This window comes from Apolloniradiicaulis salifontis (assembly GCF_053756655.1).
The window spans coordinates 1,021,816-1,036,484 of record NZ_CM132387.1 but is presented as its reverse complement, the minus strand read 5'-3'; the positions used below and the strand labels follow the sequence as shown (position 1 = coordinate 1,036,484).

Sequence of the window (14,669 nt, the reverse complement as noted above, 5' to 3'; positions counted from 1 at the left end):
GACACAGCTCGGCGGGCGGTGTCGGGCGCTGCGAAATCCGGTCGCCTTCCATCTCGCCAACGCCTTCGGCGCCTGCTAAAGCGAGCCCCATGAAAACCGCCGTTATCGTCTATCCCGGCTCGAACTGTGACCGCGACGCGGCCATGGCGATCGAGCGCGTCACCGGAACCGCCCCGGCCATGATCTGGCACGGGGAGTCCGCCCTGCCCGCCGACCTTGATTTCATCATGGTGCCCGGCGGGTTTTCCTATGGCGACTACCTGCGGTCCGGCGCAATCGCCGGCCGCTCGCCGATCACGGCTGACCTGGTGAAGCGCGCCGAAGCCGGCACGCCGATCCTGGGCGTCTGCAACGGCTTCCAGATCCTCACCGAGACCGGGCTTCTTCCCGGCACGCTGATGCGCAATTCCGGCCTGCGCTTCATCTGCGACCGCGTGAAACTGACGGTGGAGAGCGCCGACACCGCGTTTACGCGCGGCTATGAACGCGGCCAGAACCTGACCATCCCCATCGCCCACCATGACGGCAATTTCTTCGCCGATGACGAGACGCTGGACCGCATCGAGGGCGAAGGCCAGGTGGTGTTTCGCTATGTCGACAACCCCAACGGCTCGGCCCGCAACATCGCCGGCGTCATGAACGCCCGGGGCAATGTCCTGGGCATGATGCCCCACCCAGAACGCGCCGTGGACCTGACCCATGGCGGAACCGACGGGGTGGCGCTGTTTGAAAGCATTCTGGGGACGGTGACCGCATGACCAATCCTGCGCAAAACCGCTACGCCGACGGCATCGACGAGACCATCGTTCTCGAGCACGTCACCGCGCAGGAATACGAGATCATCCTGAAGGAGCTCGGCCGCGCGCCGAACCTTGTGGAGCTGGGGATCTTCTCGGTGATGTGGTCGGAGCATTGCTCTTACAAATCCTCGCGCCTGCATCTGGCGAAATTTCCCACCACCGGCGAGCGGGTGATCTACGGCCCCGGCGAGAACGCCGGCGTGGTCGATATCGGCGACGGTCAGGCGGCCGTGTTCAAGATGGAGAGCCACAACCATCCCAGCTTCATCGAGCCCTATCAGGGCGCGGCGACCGGCGTCGGCGGAATCCTGCGCGACGTGTTCACCATGGGCGCGCGCCCCATCGCGCTGATGAACGCGCTGCGCTTCGGCGATCCGAACCATCCCAAGACCCGTCAGCTGGTCTCCGGCGTATCGGCGGGCATCGGCGGTTACGGCAATTGCGTGGGCGTGCCCACGGTGGGCGGAGAGACCAATTTCGACAAGGGCTACAACCAGAACATCCTGGTGAACGCCATGGCGGTGGGTCTGGCTGATTCCGACAAGATCTTCACGGCGGCGGCGCGTGAGCCCGGCTTCCCGGTGCTCTATGTGGGCGCCAAGACCGGCCGCGACGGCATTCACGGCGCCACCATGGCCTCGGCGGAGTTCGGCGAAGGCTCCGAAGAAAAGCGCCCCACGGTTCAGGTGGGCGATCCCTTCACCGAAAAGAAGCTGATCGAGGCGTGCCTGGAGCTCATGGCCGAAGACGCCATCAGCTCGATCCAGGACATGGGCGCGGCCGGCCTCACTTCGTCCTCGGTTGAGATGGCCAGTTCCGGCGGGCTCGGGATCGAGCTTGATCTGGATCACGTGCCCCAGCGCGAAACCAACATGACCGCCTACGAGATGATGCTCTCCGAGAGCCAGGAGCGCATGCTGATCATCGTCAAGCCCGGCCGCGAGCATGTGGCCGAGCGCATCTTTAAAAAATGGGATCTCGACGTCGCCGTGATCGGCAAGACCGCCGAGCATGGCCGTCTGGTGCTTCGCCACAAGGGCGAGGTGGTGTGCGATCTGCCGCTGGATCCCATCGGCGAGAACGCCCCGAAATACGACCGCCCCAGCTATCCGGCCGAAGCGCGCGCCAGCATCAAGGCCAAGGATCTCCGCGCCCCGGACGATCTCGGAAAGGTTCTGCTCCAGCTCATGGGCTCGCCGGACATGGCGTCCAAGAAGTGGATCTGGAGCCAGTATGACCGCCACGTCATGGCCGACACCGCCGCCAGCTCGGAAAGCCCGTGCGACGCGGCGATCGTGCGCATTCACGGCACAAACAAAGCGCTGGCCATCACCACCGACTGCACGCCGCGCTACTGCCTGGCCGACCCGTTCGAGGGCGGCAAGCAGGCGGTGGCCGAAGCCTGGCGCAATCTGACCGCTGCGGGCGCCGATCCCATCGCCATCACCGACTGCCTGAATTTCGGCAATCCCGAACGCCCCGAGATCATGGGCCAGTTCGTGGGATGCGTGGAGGGCATGGCCGAGGCGTGCCGGGCCCTCTCCTTCCCCGTCGTGTCGGGCAATGTCTCGCTTTATAACGAGACCGAGGGCCGCGCGATTCCGCCGACACCGGCGGTTGGCGCGGTGGGGCTCATCCCCGATATCGCACAGCGCGCCGGCTATGGCTGCATGCAGGCCGGCGACGTGGTTCTTGTGATCGGCGACACCGCCGGCGCCCTTGGGGCCTCGCTCTATCTACGCCTGTTTGAAAACCGCGAGGACGGCGCGCCGCCCCCGGTCGATCTGGCGGCGGAAAAGCGCAACGGCGATTTCGTGCGCGGCCAGATCCGCGCCGGGCGCCTGAAAGCGGTCCACGACCTCTCCGACGGCGGCCTCGCCGGCGCGGCGGCGGAGATGGCGCTGGCCTCCGGATGCGGGATCAAGTTCGCCCACACCGGCAAGACGCCGGCCTTCGCCTGGTATTTCGGCGAGGACCAGGCGCGCTATCTCATCGCCTGCACCGCCGAGGCCGCCGAACAGATCCGCGCCGAGGCGAAAGCCGCCGGCGTGCCGGTCCAGATCGCGGGCCTGGCCGGCGGGCCTGAGATTTCGGTCAACGGCGCCCACGCGGTCAGCCTCGACGCCCTGCGCGAGGCCCATGAGGGCTGGATGCCAAAGATGATGGCCGGCGAACCCGATGCTGTAGCGGCGGAGTAGGGCCGCCTCGCCCGCTCCCGCCTTGAAAGCTGAAACGCGGCGCCTCCTTCAAAGAGATCGGCGCCGGCCGCTAAACCCGGGCCCGCTTCAGCGAGCACGGCGCGTAGCCGTCGCGGGTCAGGGCGCCGACGGATAGTCCCAGCTTGGGCGCGGCGGTGAGGAAGTCGGCTTCTCCGGCGTGCTCGGCCAGGAGGATCGCCAGACGCGCGCACGCTTCGGCGTCAGAGCCGGCGTCATGGTGCTTCAGCGCGATATCAAAATACTCGCACAGCACGTTCAGCTTGGCTGATCCCACATGGGGCCAGGCGCTCTGCGCGCCCTTCACCGTGCACAGATAGGCCGCCTCCACACAGTCCAGCCCGTACCACGCGCAGGTCTGACGCAGCACGCTCATGTCAAAGCTGGCGTTATGGGCGATGAGCGTCGCGCCCTTGAGTTTGGGCGCCAGCCCCTCCAGCAGCTCGGGCCATTCAGGAGCGTCGGCCACGTCGTCCGGCATGATGCCGTGCACGGCGACATTCCAGCGCGAAAAGCGCATCTCGGGCGGTCGGATCAGGAACGCCTCGGTCTCCACCACGCGCCCGTCCTCGATATAGGACAGGCCGATCGCGCACGGGCTCGCCCGCTGCTCGTTGGCGGTTTCAAAATCAATGGCGATCAGGGTCATGGGGTAAAATTAGGCTGCGTCGCGCGGGCTGTCACGGGGCCGGCGCTGAAGGCCAGCCCCCACACCACCCTACCCGCCGATCAGCGCCAGCCATTCATCCTCGGTGAGGGTCTGGACGCCCATCTCCTGGGCCTTCGTCAGCTTGCTTCCCGCCCCCGGTCCAGCGACCAGATAATCGGTCTTGCCCGAGACCGAGCCGGAGACCTTGGCCCCCAGCGATTGCGCCCGCGCCTTGGCTTCGTCCCGGGTGAATTTTTCCAGGCTGCCAGTGAACACCACGGTCTTGCCCGAGACCGGGCTTTGCGCGGCGATCTGCTCGGCGTCCTCGACGCTCACATGCTCCAGCAGGCGGTCCAGGGCGGCGGCGTTGTGGTCTTCGGCGAAGAACCGGCCCAGCGCGTCCACCGCCGTGTCGCCGAGCCCGTCGATTGCGAGCATCGACTCGCGCGCCTCGCCGGGATCGGCGGCGGCCTGCGCGGCGGCGCGAAACTCGCTCCACGAACCGTAGGTGCGCGCCAGAAGCCGGGCGGTCTCCTCGCCCACATGGCGCACGCCCAGGGCGTTGATGAAGCGCGACAGGGCGATGGTCTTTCGCTCATTGATCGAGCCGAAGAGGTTCCCCACCGATTTTTCGCCCCAGCCCTCGCGGGTCTGAAGCGGCGGATCCAGCTCGCCGGCGGCGTTGCGGCGCTCCAGCGTGAAGATGTCGGCGGGCTCCGTCACCGCGCCTTCTTCGTAGAACGCCGCCACCTGCTTTTCGCCGAGGCCTTCGATGTCGAAGGCCTTGCGGCCGACAAAGTGTTTGAGATGCTCCTTGCGCTGATAGGGGCAGGCGAATTCGCCGGTGCAGCGGCGCACCACCGACACCTCGCCGGTGCGCGCATTCACTTCGCGCTCGGCCGGCGTCTGTAGCGGGCACGGGCAGACTTTGGGAAACGCGTACGGCCCGGCGCCGGCCGGGCGCTTGTCTTTAAGCACCTCGACGATTTGCGGGATCACGTCGCCGGCGCGCTGGATCACCACCGTGTCGCCCACCCGCACGTCCTTGCGGGCGATCTCGTCTTCGTTGTGCAGTGTGGCGTTGGAGACCACCACGCCGCCCACGGTCACCGGCTCCAGCTTGGCCACCGGAGTGAGCGCGCCGGTGCGGCCCACCTGGATCTCGATGGCGTGCAGCAGTGTGGTGGCCTTTTCAGGCGAGAATTTGTGGGCGATGGCCCAGCGCGGCGCGCGGGAGACAAAGCCAAGCCGCTCCTGCCAGTCCAGCCGGTCAACCTTGTAGACCACGCCGTCAATGTCATAGCCGAGCCCGGCGCGCTTTTCCTCTAGCCCGCGGTAATGGGCGATCAGTTCGTCCACGCCGGTACAGCGCGCCATGTCGTCATTGGTGGCGAAGCCGTAGCGGGCCAGGCGCTCCACCGCGCCATACTGGGTGTCGGAGAGAGGCTCGGACAACTCGCCCCAGGCATAGGCGAAAAACCGCAAGGGCCGCCGGGCGGTGATCCCCGGATCGATCTGGCGCAGCGAGCCGGCGGCTGCATTGCGTGGGTTTTTGTAGGCGGGCTTTCCCAACTCCTCCTGGCCCGCATTCAGCGCGGCGAAATCGGCATGACTCATATACACCTCGCCCCTCACCTCAAGCACCGCGGGCGCGTCGCCGTTCAGGGTATGAGGGATGTCGGCGATGGTCTTGAGATTGGCCGTAACGTTTTCGCCCGTGCGTCCGTCGCCGCGCGTGGCGCCCACCACCAGCTCGCCGTTTTCATAGCGCAAGTTTGCGCTCAGCCCGTCAATCTTGGGCTCGGCGGTGAAGACCGGCGTCTCCGATAGGTTCAGGAAGCGCTTGATGCGCTCCACGAAGTCAGCGACGTCCTCGTCTGTAAACGCGTTGCCCAGCGAGAGCATGGGCACGGCGTGGGGCACTTCGGCAAACTGGTCGGAGGGTCTGGCGCCGACGCGCTCCGACGGGCTGTCGGCGCGCTTGAGGGCTGGGAAGCGCTCTTCGATCGCGGTGTTGCGCGCGCGCAATGCGTCATAGGCCGCGTCCGAGATCGCCGGCTTGTCCTTCTCGTAATAGGCCCGGTCGTGCTTGGCGATTTCCTTGGCCAGGCGTTCCAGCTCGGCTTTGGCGTCGGCTTGCGTGAGCTGGTCCGGGTCTTTCATCGCGGCGGACATGGGCGAGCCTTTTTTCGAGTCATCACCGGCGAAGAAAGAGGCCGGAGAGGTGTTTCGGTCAAGGGTGTGCGGACCGTCAAAAGACCCTCGCGCGGTCCACTAGGCGCGAAGCGCGGCGACCTTGTTATCCACGCATCAACGCCTGGCGCGTCGCCAGACCAGCCGGAAATCTGCATCGGAATGCTCCGAGGCGCCCCCATCCGCATCATCGTCGCCATCCTCGTCAGCGTCGTGATCTAGCGGGCCTGGATGCGCCGCCTCATCAAAATCGAGTTCCTTATAGAAGCCGCGCAGCTCGCGCGCGCCAAAGCCCACCGCCACTTCAATCCGGTCATGGCGGGACTTCAGCCAGTCCACAAAGCTGCGGCCCACGCCTTCGCCCTGATGCTCGGGATCGACCAGCAGCGCATCGATCACCACCGCACGGTCCGCTGAGTCATAGCCGAGACAGCCCAGCACCCTGCCCTCGCCCACGGCGGCGATGAGCAGCGTGCCGCTCGCCATGTGCCGGTCGATGAAGGCGCGCGCTCGCGCCTCGCGCTCATCGGCGGTGAGGCGGCGCCGGCCGGCCTCGAGACCGGTCCGCCAGAGATGTTGGAGAGACGCCAGATCGCCCGGCCGCGCATTTCGAAGTTTCAAAACAACCTAGCTCGACATCAGTTGATCGGCCGCCGCGCGGGCGGCGTCGGTGACTTGCGCGCCCGACAGCATACGCGCGATCTCCTCGCGGCGTTCCGTCTGCTCCAGCAGGCGCACGCCGGTGCGCACGCCCTCGCCGGTTTCGGCCTTCTCGATACGAAAATGCAGGGCGGCGCGGGCGGCGACCTGGGGTGAGTGGGTGACCACCAGCGCCTGCCCGGTGGCGGCCAGCCGTGAAAGCCGGTGGCCCACCGCGTCGGCCACCGCGCCGCCGACGCCCTGATCCACCTCGTCAAACACCATGGTCTTGGCGCCGCCGCGCTCCACCAGGCACACCTTCAGCGCCAGGGCGAAGCGGGAGAGCTCGCCGCCGGACGCGATCTTGTCCAGCGCACCAAAGGGCGCGCCGGGATTGGTCGCCACCTCGAACGCCACCCGGTCCCAGCCCCGTGCGCCCGGGCGCGACGGGTCCGGCTCGACCGCGACGCGAAAGCGGGCCTTGTCCATTTTCAGCGGCGCGAGCTCGGCCTCGACTGCGCCGGCGAGCTTGTCGCCGGCGGCCTTGCGCATCTTCGACAGGGCGCCGGCGGCCTTGGCGTAATCGGCCTCGGCGGCTTTCAGGGCGGCCTCGGCTTCCTTCAGCCGGTCATCGGCGTGTTCGATCATGTCGAGGCGGTCGGCCAGCGTGTCGCGCAGACCGGCGAGATCCTCGACCTCAACGCCATGCTTTCGCGCCGCGCCGCGCAGGGCGAACAGGCGTTGCTCCACCGCGTCCAGCCGGCCCGGCTCCACTTCAAAGAGCTGCGCCGCGTCGGACAAGGCGTCCTCGGCCTCGCCAAACTCGATCAGCGCGCGGTCCAGCGCGCCGGCGGCCCGCTCCACCGCCGCGCGGGCGGCTCCAGCCCCGGACATCGCTTCGCCCGCAGGCTCGGCTTCGCCAGACGCGAGGCCGGGCGCAGCGCCCCCCTCCGCGCCTAAAGCGCCGCGCACGCGTTCAAGCCCGCGCAGCGCCGTATTGAGCCGCTCAGACAGGCCCTCGCCGCCGGCGACCGCCTCCATGGCGTCCTGTAATTCGGTGAGCGCGCTTTCGGCCTGCTGCAGGAATTTGCGTTCTTCGGCGAGGCTCGCCTCTTCGCCGGCTCGCGGCGCAAGCGCGTCCAGCGCCTCGACGCTGTCGCGCAGAAACGTCTCTTCGCTCGCCGCCTTGTCGCGGGTCGCAGTGAGCTCATCAAGGCGGGTGCGGGCCGCGGCGAGCGCCTTGAAGGCGGACTCCACGGCTTTGCGTTCACGCTCAACGCCGGCATAGGCGTCCAGCAGCCCGCGATGGGTCTTCGGGTCCAGAAGCCCGCGCCCGTCATGCTGGCCGTGGATCTCCACCAGAAGCTCGCCGAGGCGCGCTAGAAGCCCGACACTGGCCGGCTGATCGTTTACATGGGCGCGCGAGCGACCGTCGGCGGACAGGGTGCGGCGCAGGATCACCGGCTCGCCGGGCTCGATGACGAGGCCCGCCTCTTCGATGACGGAATAGACGGGATGGCCGGGCGCCGGTTCGAACACCGCCGAGGCCATGGCCTGGTCGGCGCCGACACGCACAAGGCTGCGCTCGGCCCGGTCGCCGCAAGCCAGACCCAAAGCGCCCAGAAGGATGGATTTGCCGGCGCCGGTCTCGCCGGTGAGCGCCGATAGGCCGCCCTCGAACACAAGCTCCAACCGGTCGATCAGAACAATGTCGCGAATCGAGAGCGAAGTCAGCACGCCGCCCGGCCCATAGTGTCCGCCCTAGCCGAAGATGCGATCGATCGCCCGGCGCAAAAGCGACGGATCGCGTTCGAGATCCTCCGCGCCCGGTATGGCGATGCCGCGGGCGGTGAGAAGGTCATAGCTGTCTTCGTACCAGTTCGAGCCGGGGAAGTTATAGCCCAGCACCGAAGTGACCTGACGCGCCTCCTCGTCCACGCCCAGCGCCACATAGGACTCGACGAGACGGTGGAGGGCTTCAGGGGTGTGGCTGGTGGTCTCGTAATCGCGCACCACATTCTGGAAGCGATTGATGGCGGCCAGGTAATAGCCGTTGCGCATATACCAGCGGCCGACACTCATTTCCTTGCCGGCCAGGTGGTCGCGCGTCATGTCCATCTTCAGACGCGCGTCCGAGGCGTAGGGGCTGTCGGGAAAGCGGCGCACCACCTGCTGCAGCGATTCAAGCGCGGTGCGCGTCGTGGATTGATCGCGGCCCACATCGTAGATGCGCTCGTAATGGCTGATGGCGATGAGGTAGTAGGCGTAAGGCGCGCTGGAGCTGCCCGGGTGAAGCGCGATGAAGCGCTCGGCGTCCGAGATCGCCTCGTCGTAAAGCCGCGCCTCATAGTTGGAATAGGCCGCCATGAGCATCGCCCGGCGGGCCCATTCGGAGAACGGGTGCTGCCGCTCCACCTCGTCAAAATACGCCGCCGCCTGATCATAGCGCCGGCGCTGCAACGCGTCGAAGCCCTCATTGTAAAGCCGCTCGACCGGCGTCTCGACATAGGCCAGCTCGGCGTCGCGATTGCCCCCGCAAGCAGTGAGCATCAGCGCCGAGGCGACGATGAGAAGAAGAGCGCGGACGGCGTTCGTCATGGACCAAGGACCTCTTGCATCCCGTCGCGCCCGGCGGCCCATGGCATGGCCTCGCGCTCGAGAATTTCCGGTTCGCTAGTGGTTTAACCGATGCAGGCCGCGGGCGAAAGCATGCTGTCAGGTGAAGCCGGCTCGCAGCGTGAAGCCTTCAACGCAAGACGCCTCAGGATCGCACGAGGCGCTCTTCGACCGCCGCGTCATTCTTGATCGTCGCCCAGCGCCAGGCGGAGGTGTCGGCCAGCAGCGCGGAGACGGCCTTGGCGTTCAGCCCGTGACCGGGGCGCACCGCACGGTAAAGGCCCAGGATCGGCGCGCCGGCCAGATAAAGATCACCCAGCGCGTCCAGCGCCTTGTGACGCACGAACTCGTCGGCGAATCTCAAGCCCTCGGGGTTGGCCACCTTGCCCTCGTCGAGCACCACGGCGTTCTCCATGGAGCCGCCGCGCGCCAGACCGGCCTTCAAAAGCGCATTGAGATCGCGGCGAAAGCCGAAAGTGCGCGCCGGGGCGACCAGTTCGGAGAATACTTCGCGCGACACTTCAAAAGCGAAGTGCTGCCGCCCGATGGCCGGATCATCAAAATCGATCTCCACGTCGATCGCCGGCTTCAGCGACGGCAGGAACATGGCGCGGCGCGCCCCGTCCTCAACGGCGACGGGCTTCAGGACCTGAATCCCGCGGCGCGGCGCCGGGGAGGTTTTCAGACCCGCGTGCAGGATGAGTTTGACGAAGGGCGCCGAGCTGCCGTCCATGGCCGGCACTTCCGGCCCGTCCAACTCCAGCAGGAGATCGTCGATCCCCAGCCCGGCCAGCGCCGCCATCAAATGCTCAACCGTCGCCACCGAGGCGCCGGCCTCATTGACCAGCGTGGTGCCAAGGTCGGTGGAGCGCACAAACTCGCGGCGCGCAGGCACGCGCGGATCGGCGACGTCCAGATCGGTGCGCTCAAACACGATGCCGGATCCAACCGGGGCGGGCTTCATGACCATGCGCACCCGCGCGCCGGTGTGCAAGCCGATGCCGGCGCAAACCGCGGCGGAGTTCAATGTGGTGCGATGAGACATCTGACCGGTCTTTCCTGTCGCTCTTCGCGCCCTGCCCGCCGCTTTTACGGTCTAAGCCCGACGCAACCCCTCTAGTACGCCATGCACCCTACGCGCCTTAGCACACGCAGCAATTAAACGATTGTTGCTTGATGTTACCGGGCGTAACACGCCGCGGATGGCGGCATCGGCGGGCGGCGGGCTTCAGCCGTCGCCGTGGAACAGCACGCCCAGCGCGTCGAGATAGGCGCGCCAGGCGGTGCGGCCTGATTCTGTCATCCGGGCGGTGGTCAGCGGTTTTGATTTCACGAAACGCTTGTCGATGGCGATATAGTCGGCGGCGTCCAGCTTTTTCAGATGGATGGACAGATTGCCGTTGGTGGTCTCAAGCGCCTGAGCGAGCTCGGAAAAGCTCGCCGATCCCGTCTGCGACAGATACGCCATCACCCCCAGGCGGATGCGTCCATGAATGACGTCGTCCAGCGAATCCGGTTTCAGCCTGGCCATTACAGCGTGCCGTCTTCGTCCAGACTCGGAGGCTCCGCCCGCAGCAGGCGTACGCCAGGCGCCACGCCGATCAAAACCATTATTCCGGCAAGGAACAGATATAACACCGCTTCGCCGGCCAGAACGGGCGTCACTGCTGCGGCCACGAAGGCCGTCCCGGCCGGCGCACGTAGCCAAGTTTCACCAGACGCCGCAGCGGTGGCGAGCATGGCGGCGCCGTAAAGCACCAACGCGACCGAGGCGATGAAGTCGAACAGGATCATGGGGGCTCCGCGCAGTTCGACCGCAGCGACCACGCCGGCGACGAACAGGAATATCCCAATCCCGGCTCCGCGCCAGACCTCACGCTCGACCCGGTTTCCCACCGCCGATTGGCCCGGCTTACGAGCTGCGCCACGCGACAGCAGCACCATCCCCGCGCCGCCCGTCAACCCGAAGGCGAGCCAGACAATTTCGATATAGGGGGGCGTGCCGATCAGCCCTGAAGCAAGCAGATAATGGGTGGTGTATGCGACGGACAGCAACGCGCTCCAGAAAAGCAGGTAACGCCCGCCCAGTAGCGGCGCCCTGGCCGCCCGGTCCGTCATGGCGCGCACGTAAGCTAGGTCGCCGCGCGGATCGGTGGTGTCTTGATCGCTCATGCCCGTCTCCCGGGGTTTGGTGGGCGAAGTCCGGACGCCTGAAGGACGCCCGGAGACTCGTCAGTCAGGATAGATCATGCTCAACGACACCGAGGCGCCGTCAGGGCCGACCGTCACGGCGGCGTCAGAGAAGCTGGGTTCTCCTTCGGCCAGGGTCCCGGAAAGCGCCCAGCCGTCCATCGGCCAGCCGTTCTCATCGCGGTCAAAGACCTGATTTCCGTCATCATGCCAGATCGACACCGCATAGGCGCCTGGCGGTACGTCGAACGTGAACTCATGGGCGCCCGGCTCTGGAGCCTGCACGATCGTGCCGGCCGTTCCGGCGTTTTGCATGTACTCCGCCTCGGTCTGGACCGAGACATAGAGCGGGCCGTCGCCCTGAACGCCGTCGAGCGAAACTGTCAGGGGCGCGCCGTAGGCCACAGCGCCCAGAAGTGCGGCGGCCGAGGCGGTGATGAGCGTTTTCATGTCGTCTCCTCCTTTTGATGGCGACAACAAATTTGTATTTTAAACTAGCTCGTCATGTCAACTGATTGGCTTCTGAATTTTTGCGGGGCGGACGGTATGCACGAAAAAGCCCCGCGCCGGGGGCGCGGGGCTTGTGTCGGGCTCTTACGGAGCCTGCTGGCTAGTTGGCCTGGCGGCGCAGGAAGGTCGGGATCTCCAGATCTTCCTCTTCATGGGGTTCGCCAAACAAATCGTTGCTGCGCGAATGGGCCTGCTGGGCTTGAGGCCGCGGGGCCGGCTCGGCCGGACGCGAGCTTAGCGGGTCGCGCCGGGGCTCCGGTGCGGGCTTCGCGCGGCGGCCGAACAGAGACAGGCCGCGGCGCGGCGCCTCCACTTCGGCCTCACGGGCGCGGGGATGCTCGGCGCGTCCGCGCGGGGCGTTGATCTCACGCTCCAGACGTTCGCGGGTCTCCACCACGGCTGGTTTTTGCGGCGCGGGCTCATGGGTTTGATAGGTCGGCTCCTGAGCGCGGTCCTGGCCCCGGTCTTGGACATGATCCTGCGACGGCGCTTCGGGTTGCGGCTCGGCGGCGTGCATATCGGCGCTGGTCTGGGACGCGGCGGGGCCGGAGACTTGCGCGCGCGGCTGCTCGTTGACCGCCACCGCATCGGCGGCGCGGCGCACAAGCGGCTCGGCCTGGCGCTGCGGACGGGTTTCGCGGGCTTTCCACGCCTGGGCGATCGGCTCGGGCCGGCGCGCGGGCTGAACGCATTCCTCGGCGTCGATGCCGGTGGCCACGACCGAGACACGGATCACGCCGTCCAGGCCCGGATCGAAGGTGGAGCCGACAATGATATTGGCGTCCGGATCGACTTCGTTCCGGATCTCGTTGGCCGCCTCGTCGACTTCATAAAGCGTCATGTCCATGCCGCCGGTGATGTTGATGAGCACGCCCTTGGCGCCCTTCATGGAGACATCGTCCAGCAGCGGATTGTTGATGGCGTTGTGGGCGGCCTCCACGGCGCGCTTGTCGCCGCTGGCTTCGCCGGTGCCCATCATCGCCTTGCCCATCTCGTTCATCACGGTGCGCACATCGTTGAAGTCGAGATTGATCAGGCCGGGCATGACCATCAAGTCGGTGATGCCGCGCACGCCCGAATGCAGCACCTGATCGGCCATGCCGAAAGCTTCGGCGAAGGTAGTCTTCTCCGTGGCGATGCGGAACAGGTTCTGGTTCGGGATGATGATCAGCGTGTCCACATGCTCCTGCAGACGGTCAATCCCCGCCTCGGCCAGGCGCATGCGCCGCGTGCCTTCAAAATGGAACGGCTTGGTGATTACGCCCACGGTGAGGATGTTCTGCTCGCGCGCGGCGCGCGCGATCACCGGCGCGGCGCCGGTTCCGGTGCCGCCGCCCATGCCCGCGGTGATGAACACCATGTGGGCCCCCTGCAATTGCTCGGTGATCTCGGCCAGGGAGTCTTCCGCCGCCTGCTCGCCGACCTCCGGGCGCGCCCCGGCGCCCAGCCCCTCGGTGATGCTCGCCCCCATCTGGATGCGCCGGTCGGTCTTGGCTCGCGCCAGGGCCTGGGCGTCGGTGTTCGCCACCACGAAATCCACGCCCTCCAGCTCCGCTTCGATCATGTTGTTGACCGCATTGCCGCCAGCGCCCCCAACCCCGAAAACGAGGATGCGGGGCTTCAGCTCTGTGGACTCGGGCGCGGAAAGATTGAGGGGCATGGCGCGGACTCCGTCGCGAAGCACAATGGTTAAGGGACGATTAGAGAACCAGCATGCGCTGCGTTGTTTAATCGCGGGTTAAGCCAAGCTTCGAAGAACATTAGGACTTTCGCGAACGCTTCGGGAACGAAGGATTAACGAAACACTGCGCCGCGTTAATCCTGTCCCGCTTCCCTGGCGCGCCGGGCTGCGGCGCTGGCGGCCAAAGCCTCACCGTCGGTCATGGCCGATCCGGCTGCAGTTTCAAACAGACGCGCAGCGTCGGCATAGCGCCCCGACTGCTCGCGAAGGCGCGCCAGCCCCAGGGCGGCGCGAAAATGCTCCGGCTGAAACGCAAGCACGCGCTCATAAAGCCCGGCTGCGTTACGGGTCTCGCCCGCCTCCACCAGGCAGTCGGCATGGTCGGTCAGCCGATCAAGATCCCAGGGCGCGTCAGCGAGCGCTGAGGCCTGGGCGTCGCACGGCCCGGGCCCGGGCTGTGACGCGGCCTCGCCTGCATTCGCCGCAGCCTCGAGCGCACCAGGATAGCCTGCGGGCTCGCGTTGAGGCTCTGACCGGGAGCTGCGCTGCGGAACGGACAGGGCGTCTTGCGATGCGGCTTCAGGTTCGACGTCCGGCTGCCGCGCCGGATCGGCCGCCCGATCCGACGATTGCGCCAGGCTCGGCGCCGATCCTGGATTGGCGTCCGGCCCGTCGGCGGGCCCGGCCTGCGCATCGTACGAGCCGTGCGCGTTCGCTTGCATTGAAGCGTATGACGACGTCGAGCCCGGCGCCCCCCCCCGGGAAGCGCCCTGACCCGCTGCGATCTCGCCGTCATGGCGGGCGCCGTCGCTAAACTGGATCAGCACCCCGCCGCGGCGAAGCTCGGCCCGGGCGCCGGAAAACCCGCCCTCCAGGACAAAGCCGTCGGCGGTCACGAGAATGCGCGAGAACCCGGCCTCGCCATAGGGTTCAAGCGTGCGCGGCCGCCCGCTCCAGCCCTGAAACGAAACGGCGACGCGGCCTGGGCCAGCGCTGGAGGTCATCGAGGCGGGGGTGTCGTCGAGTGCGACGAACACGGCGCCGCCGGGAAGGGCCAGCAGGTCCTTCACCTCGCCGGCGCCCGCAGGCGCGGCGGCGGCCGCGCTCATTGCGAGCACGGCGCAGGGGGTGAGGAAACTGCGTCGAAAAAGCGCCATGGTGTCTGTGTGAGGCGA

General features: G+C 67.0%; 13 protein-coding genes. 2 read left to right on the top strand and 11 right to left on the bottom strand.

The window, feature by feature from the left end:
• The first annotated feature begins 89 nt into the window (after positions 1 to 89).
• Together purQ and purL are read left to right on the top strand one after the other, a co-directional pair.
• Positions 90 to 758, top strand: a complete 669-nt coding sequence (gene purQ, locus ACWCOP_RS05020) for a phosphoribosylformylglycinamidine synthase subunit PurQ (RefSeq protein ID WP_478250128.1) — start codon at positions 90 to 92, stop codon at positions 756 to 758.
• Positions 755 to 2,998: a phosphoribosylformylglycinamidine synthase subunit PurL gene (purL, locus tag ACWCOP_RS05015; RefSeq protein WP_478250127.1), complete on the top strand. Its 2,244-nt coding sequence runs from the start codon at positions 755 to 757 to the stop codon at positions 2,996 to 2,998. Before purQ ends, purL begins: the two co-directional genes overlap by 4 nt.
• A gap of 70 nt (positions 2,999 to 3,068) precedes the next feature.
• Here the strand turns inward: purL and ACWCOP_RS05010 are convergent, their stop codons facing one another.
• From ACWCOP_RS05010 to ACWCOP_RS04960, 11 genes are all read right to left on the bottom strand, one after another.
• Positions 3,069 to 3,665, bottom strand: a complete 597-nt coding sequence (locus tag ACWCOP_RS05010) for a 3'-5' exonuclease (protein ID WP_478250126.1) — start codon at positions 3,663 to 3,665, stop codon at positions 3,069 to 3,071.
• A gap of 69 nt (positions 3,666 to 3,734) precedes the next feature.
• Positions 3,735 to 5,840: an NAD-dependent DNA ligase LigA gene (ligA, locus tag ACWCOP_RS05005; protein ID WP_478250125.1), complete on the bottom strand. Its 2,106-nt coding sequence runs from the start codon at positions 5,838 to 5,840 to the stop codon at positions 3,735 to 3,737.
• 135 nt (positions 5,841 to 5,975) lie between these two features.
• Positions 5,976 to 6,479, bottom strand: a complete 504-nt coding sequence (locus ACWCOP_RS05000) for an N-acetyltransferase family protein (protein ID WP_478250124.1) — start codon at positions 6,477 to 6,479, stop codon at positions 5,976 to 5,978.
• A 6-nt stretch (positions 6,480 to 6,485) separates the two neighbouring features.
• Positions 6,486 to 8,234 carry a DNA repair protein RecN gene (gene recN, locus ACWCOP_RS04995; RefSeq protein ID WP_478250123.1) on the bottom strand — a complete coding sequence of 583 codons (1,749 nt, stop codon included), beginning with the start codon at positions 8,232 to 8,234 and terminating at the stop codon, positions 6,486 to 6,488.
• Positions 8,235 to 8,258: 24 nt separating this feature from the next.
• Complete coding sequence (locus ACWCOP_RS04990) at positions 8,259 to 9,095, bottom strand: outer membrane protein assembly factor BamD (protein WP_478250122.1); 837 nt, start codon at positions 9,093 to 9,095, stop codon at positions 8,259 to 8,261.
• Between the two features lie 163 nt (positions 9,096 to 9,258).
• Positions 9,259 to 10,158: a UDP-3-O-acyl-N-acetylglucosamine deacetylase gene (gene lpxC, locus ACWCOP_RS04985; RefSeq protein WP_478250121.1), complete on the bottom strand. Its 900-nt coding sequence runs from the start codon at positions 10,156 to 10,158 to the stop codon at positions 9,259 to 9,261.
• A gap of 183 nt (positions 10,159 to 10,341) precedes the next feature.
• The gene (locus tag ACWCOP_RS04980; RefSeq protein ID WP_478250120.1) at positions 10,342 to 10,644 is read right to left on the bottom strand and encodes a winged helix-turn-helix domain-containing protein; all 303 of its coding nucleotides are present in this window, start codon (positions 10,642 to 10,644) and stop codon (positions 10,342 to 10,344) included.
• Entirely contained in the window at positions 10,644 to 11,285 is a 642-nt protein-coding gene (locus tag ACWCOP_RS04975) for a hypothetical protein (RefSeq protein WP_478250119.1), read from the bottom strand. The genes ACWCOP_RS04980 and ACWCOP_RS04975 overlap by 1 nt, the downstream gene beginning before the upstream one ends.
• Before the next feature lie 60 nt (positions 11,286 to 11,345).
• Positions 11,346 to 11,753 (bottom strand): DUF2141 domain-containing protein, encoded by a 408-nt coding sequence (locus ACWCOP_RS04970; protein WP_478250118.1) that lies wholly within the window; start codon positions 11,751 to 11,753, stop codon positions 11,346 to 11,348.
• 160 nt (positions 11,754 to 11,913) lie between these two features.
• Positions 11,914 to 13,473 carry a cell division protein FtsZ gene (ftsZ, locus tag ACWCOP_RS04965; protein WP_478250117.1) on the bottom strand — a complete coding sequence of 520 codons (1,560 nt, stop codon included), beginning with the start codon at positions 13,471 to 13,473 and terminating at the stop codon, positions 11,914 to 11,916.
• A 155-nt stretch (positions 13,474 to 13,628) separates the two neighbouring features.
• Complete coding sequence (locus ACWCOP_RS04960; protein WP_478250116.1) at positions 13,629 to 14,651, bottom strand: tetratricopeptide repeat protein; 1,023 nt, start codon at positions 14,649 to 14,651, stop codon at positions 13,629 to 13,631.
• Positions 14,652 to 14,669 lie beyond the last annotated feature (18 nt).

Excerpts from the sequence above, each read along its gene's own strand:
- ACWCOP_RS04990 (WP_478250122.1), bottom strand. The coding sequence starts at position 9,095 with ATGACGAACGCCGTCCGCGCTCTTCTTCTCATCGTCGCCTCGGCGCTG.
- lpxC (WP_478250121.1), bottom strand. The coding sequence starts at position 10,158 with ATGTCTCATCGCACCACATTGAACTCCGCCGCGGTTTGCGCCGGCATC.
- ftsZ (WP_478250117.1), bottom strand. The coding sequence starts at position 13,473 with ATGCCCCTCAATCTTTCCGCGCCCGAGTCCACAGAGCTGAAGCCCCGC.
- ACWCOP_RS04960 (WP_478250116.1), bottom strand. The coding sequence starts at position 14,651 with ATGGCGCTTTTTCGACGCAGTTTCCTCACCCCCTGCGCCGTGCTCGCA.
- ACWCOP_RS04980 (WP_478250120.1), bottom strand. The coding sequence starts at position 10,644 with ATGGCCAGGCTGAAACCGGATTCGCTGGACGACGTCATTCATGGACGC.
- ACWCOP_RS04975 (WP_478250119.1), bottom strand. The coding sequence starts at position 11,285 with ATGAGCGATCAAGACACCACCGATCCGCGCGGCGACCTAGCTTACGTG.
- purL (WP_478250127.1), top strand. The coding sequence starts at position 755 with ATGACCAATCCTGCGCAAAACCGCTACGCCGACGGCATCGACGAGACC.
- purQ (WP_478250128.1), top strand. The coding sequence starts at position 90 with ATGAAAACCGCCGTTATCGTCTATCCCGGCTCGAACTGTGACCGCGAC.
- ligA (WP_478250125.1), bottom strand. The coding sequence starts at position 5,840 with ATGTCCGCCGCGATGAAAGACCCGGACCAGCTCACGCAAGCCGACGCC.
- ACWCOP_RS05010 (WP_478250126.1), bottom strand. The coding sequence starts at position 3,665 with ATGACCCTGATCGCCATTGATTTTGAAACCGCCAACGAGCAGCGGGCG.
- ACWCOP_RS04970 (WP_478250118.1), bottom strand. The coding sequence starts at position 11,753 with ATGAAAACGCTCATCACCGCCTCGGCCGCCGCACTTCTGGGCGCTGTG.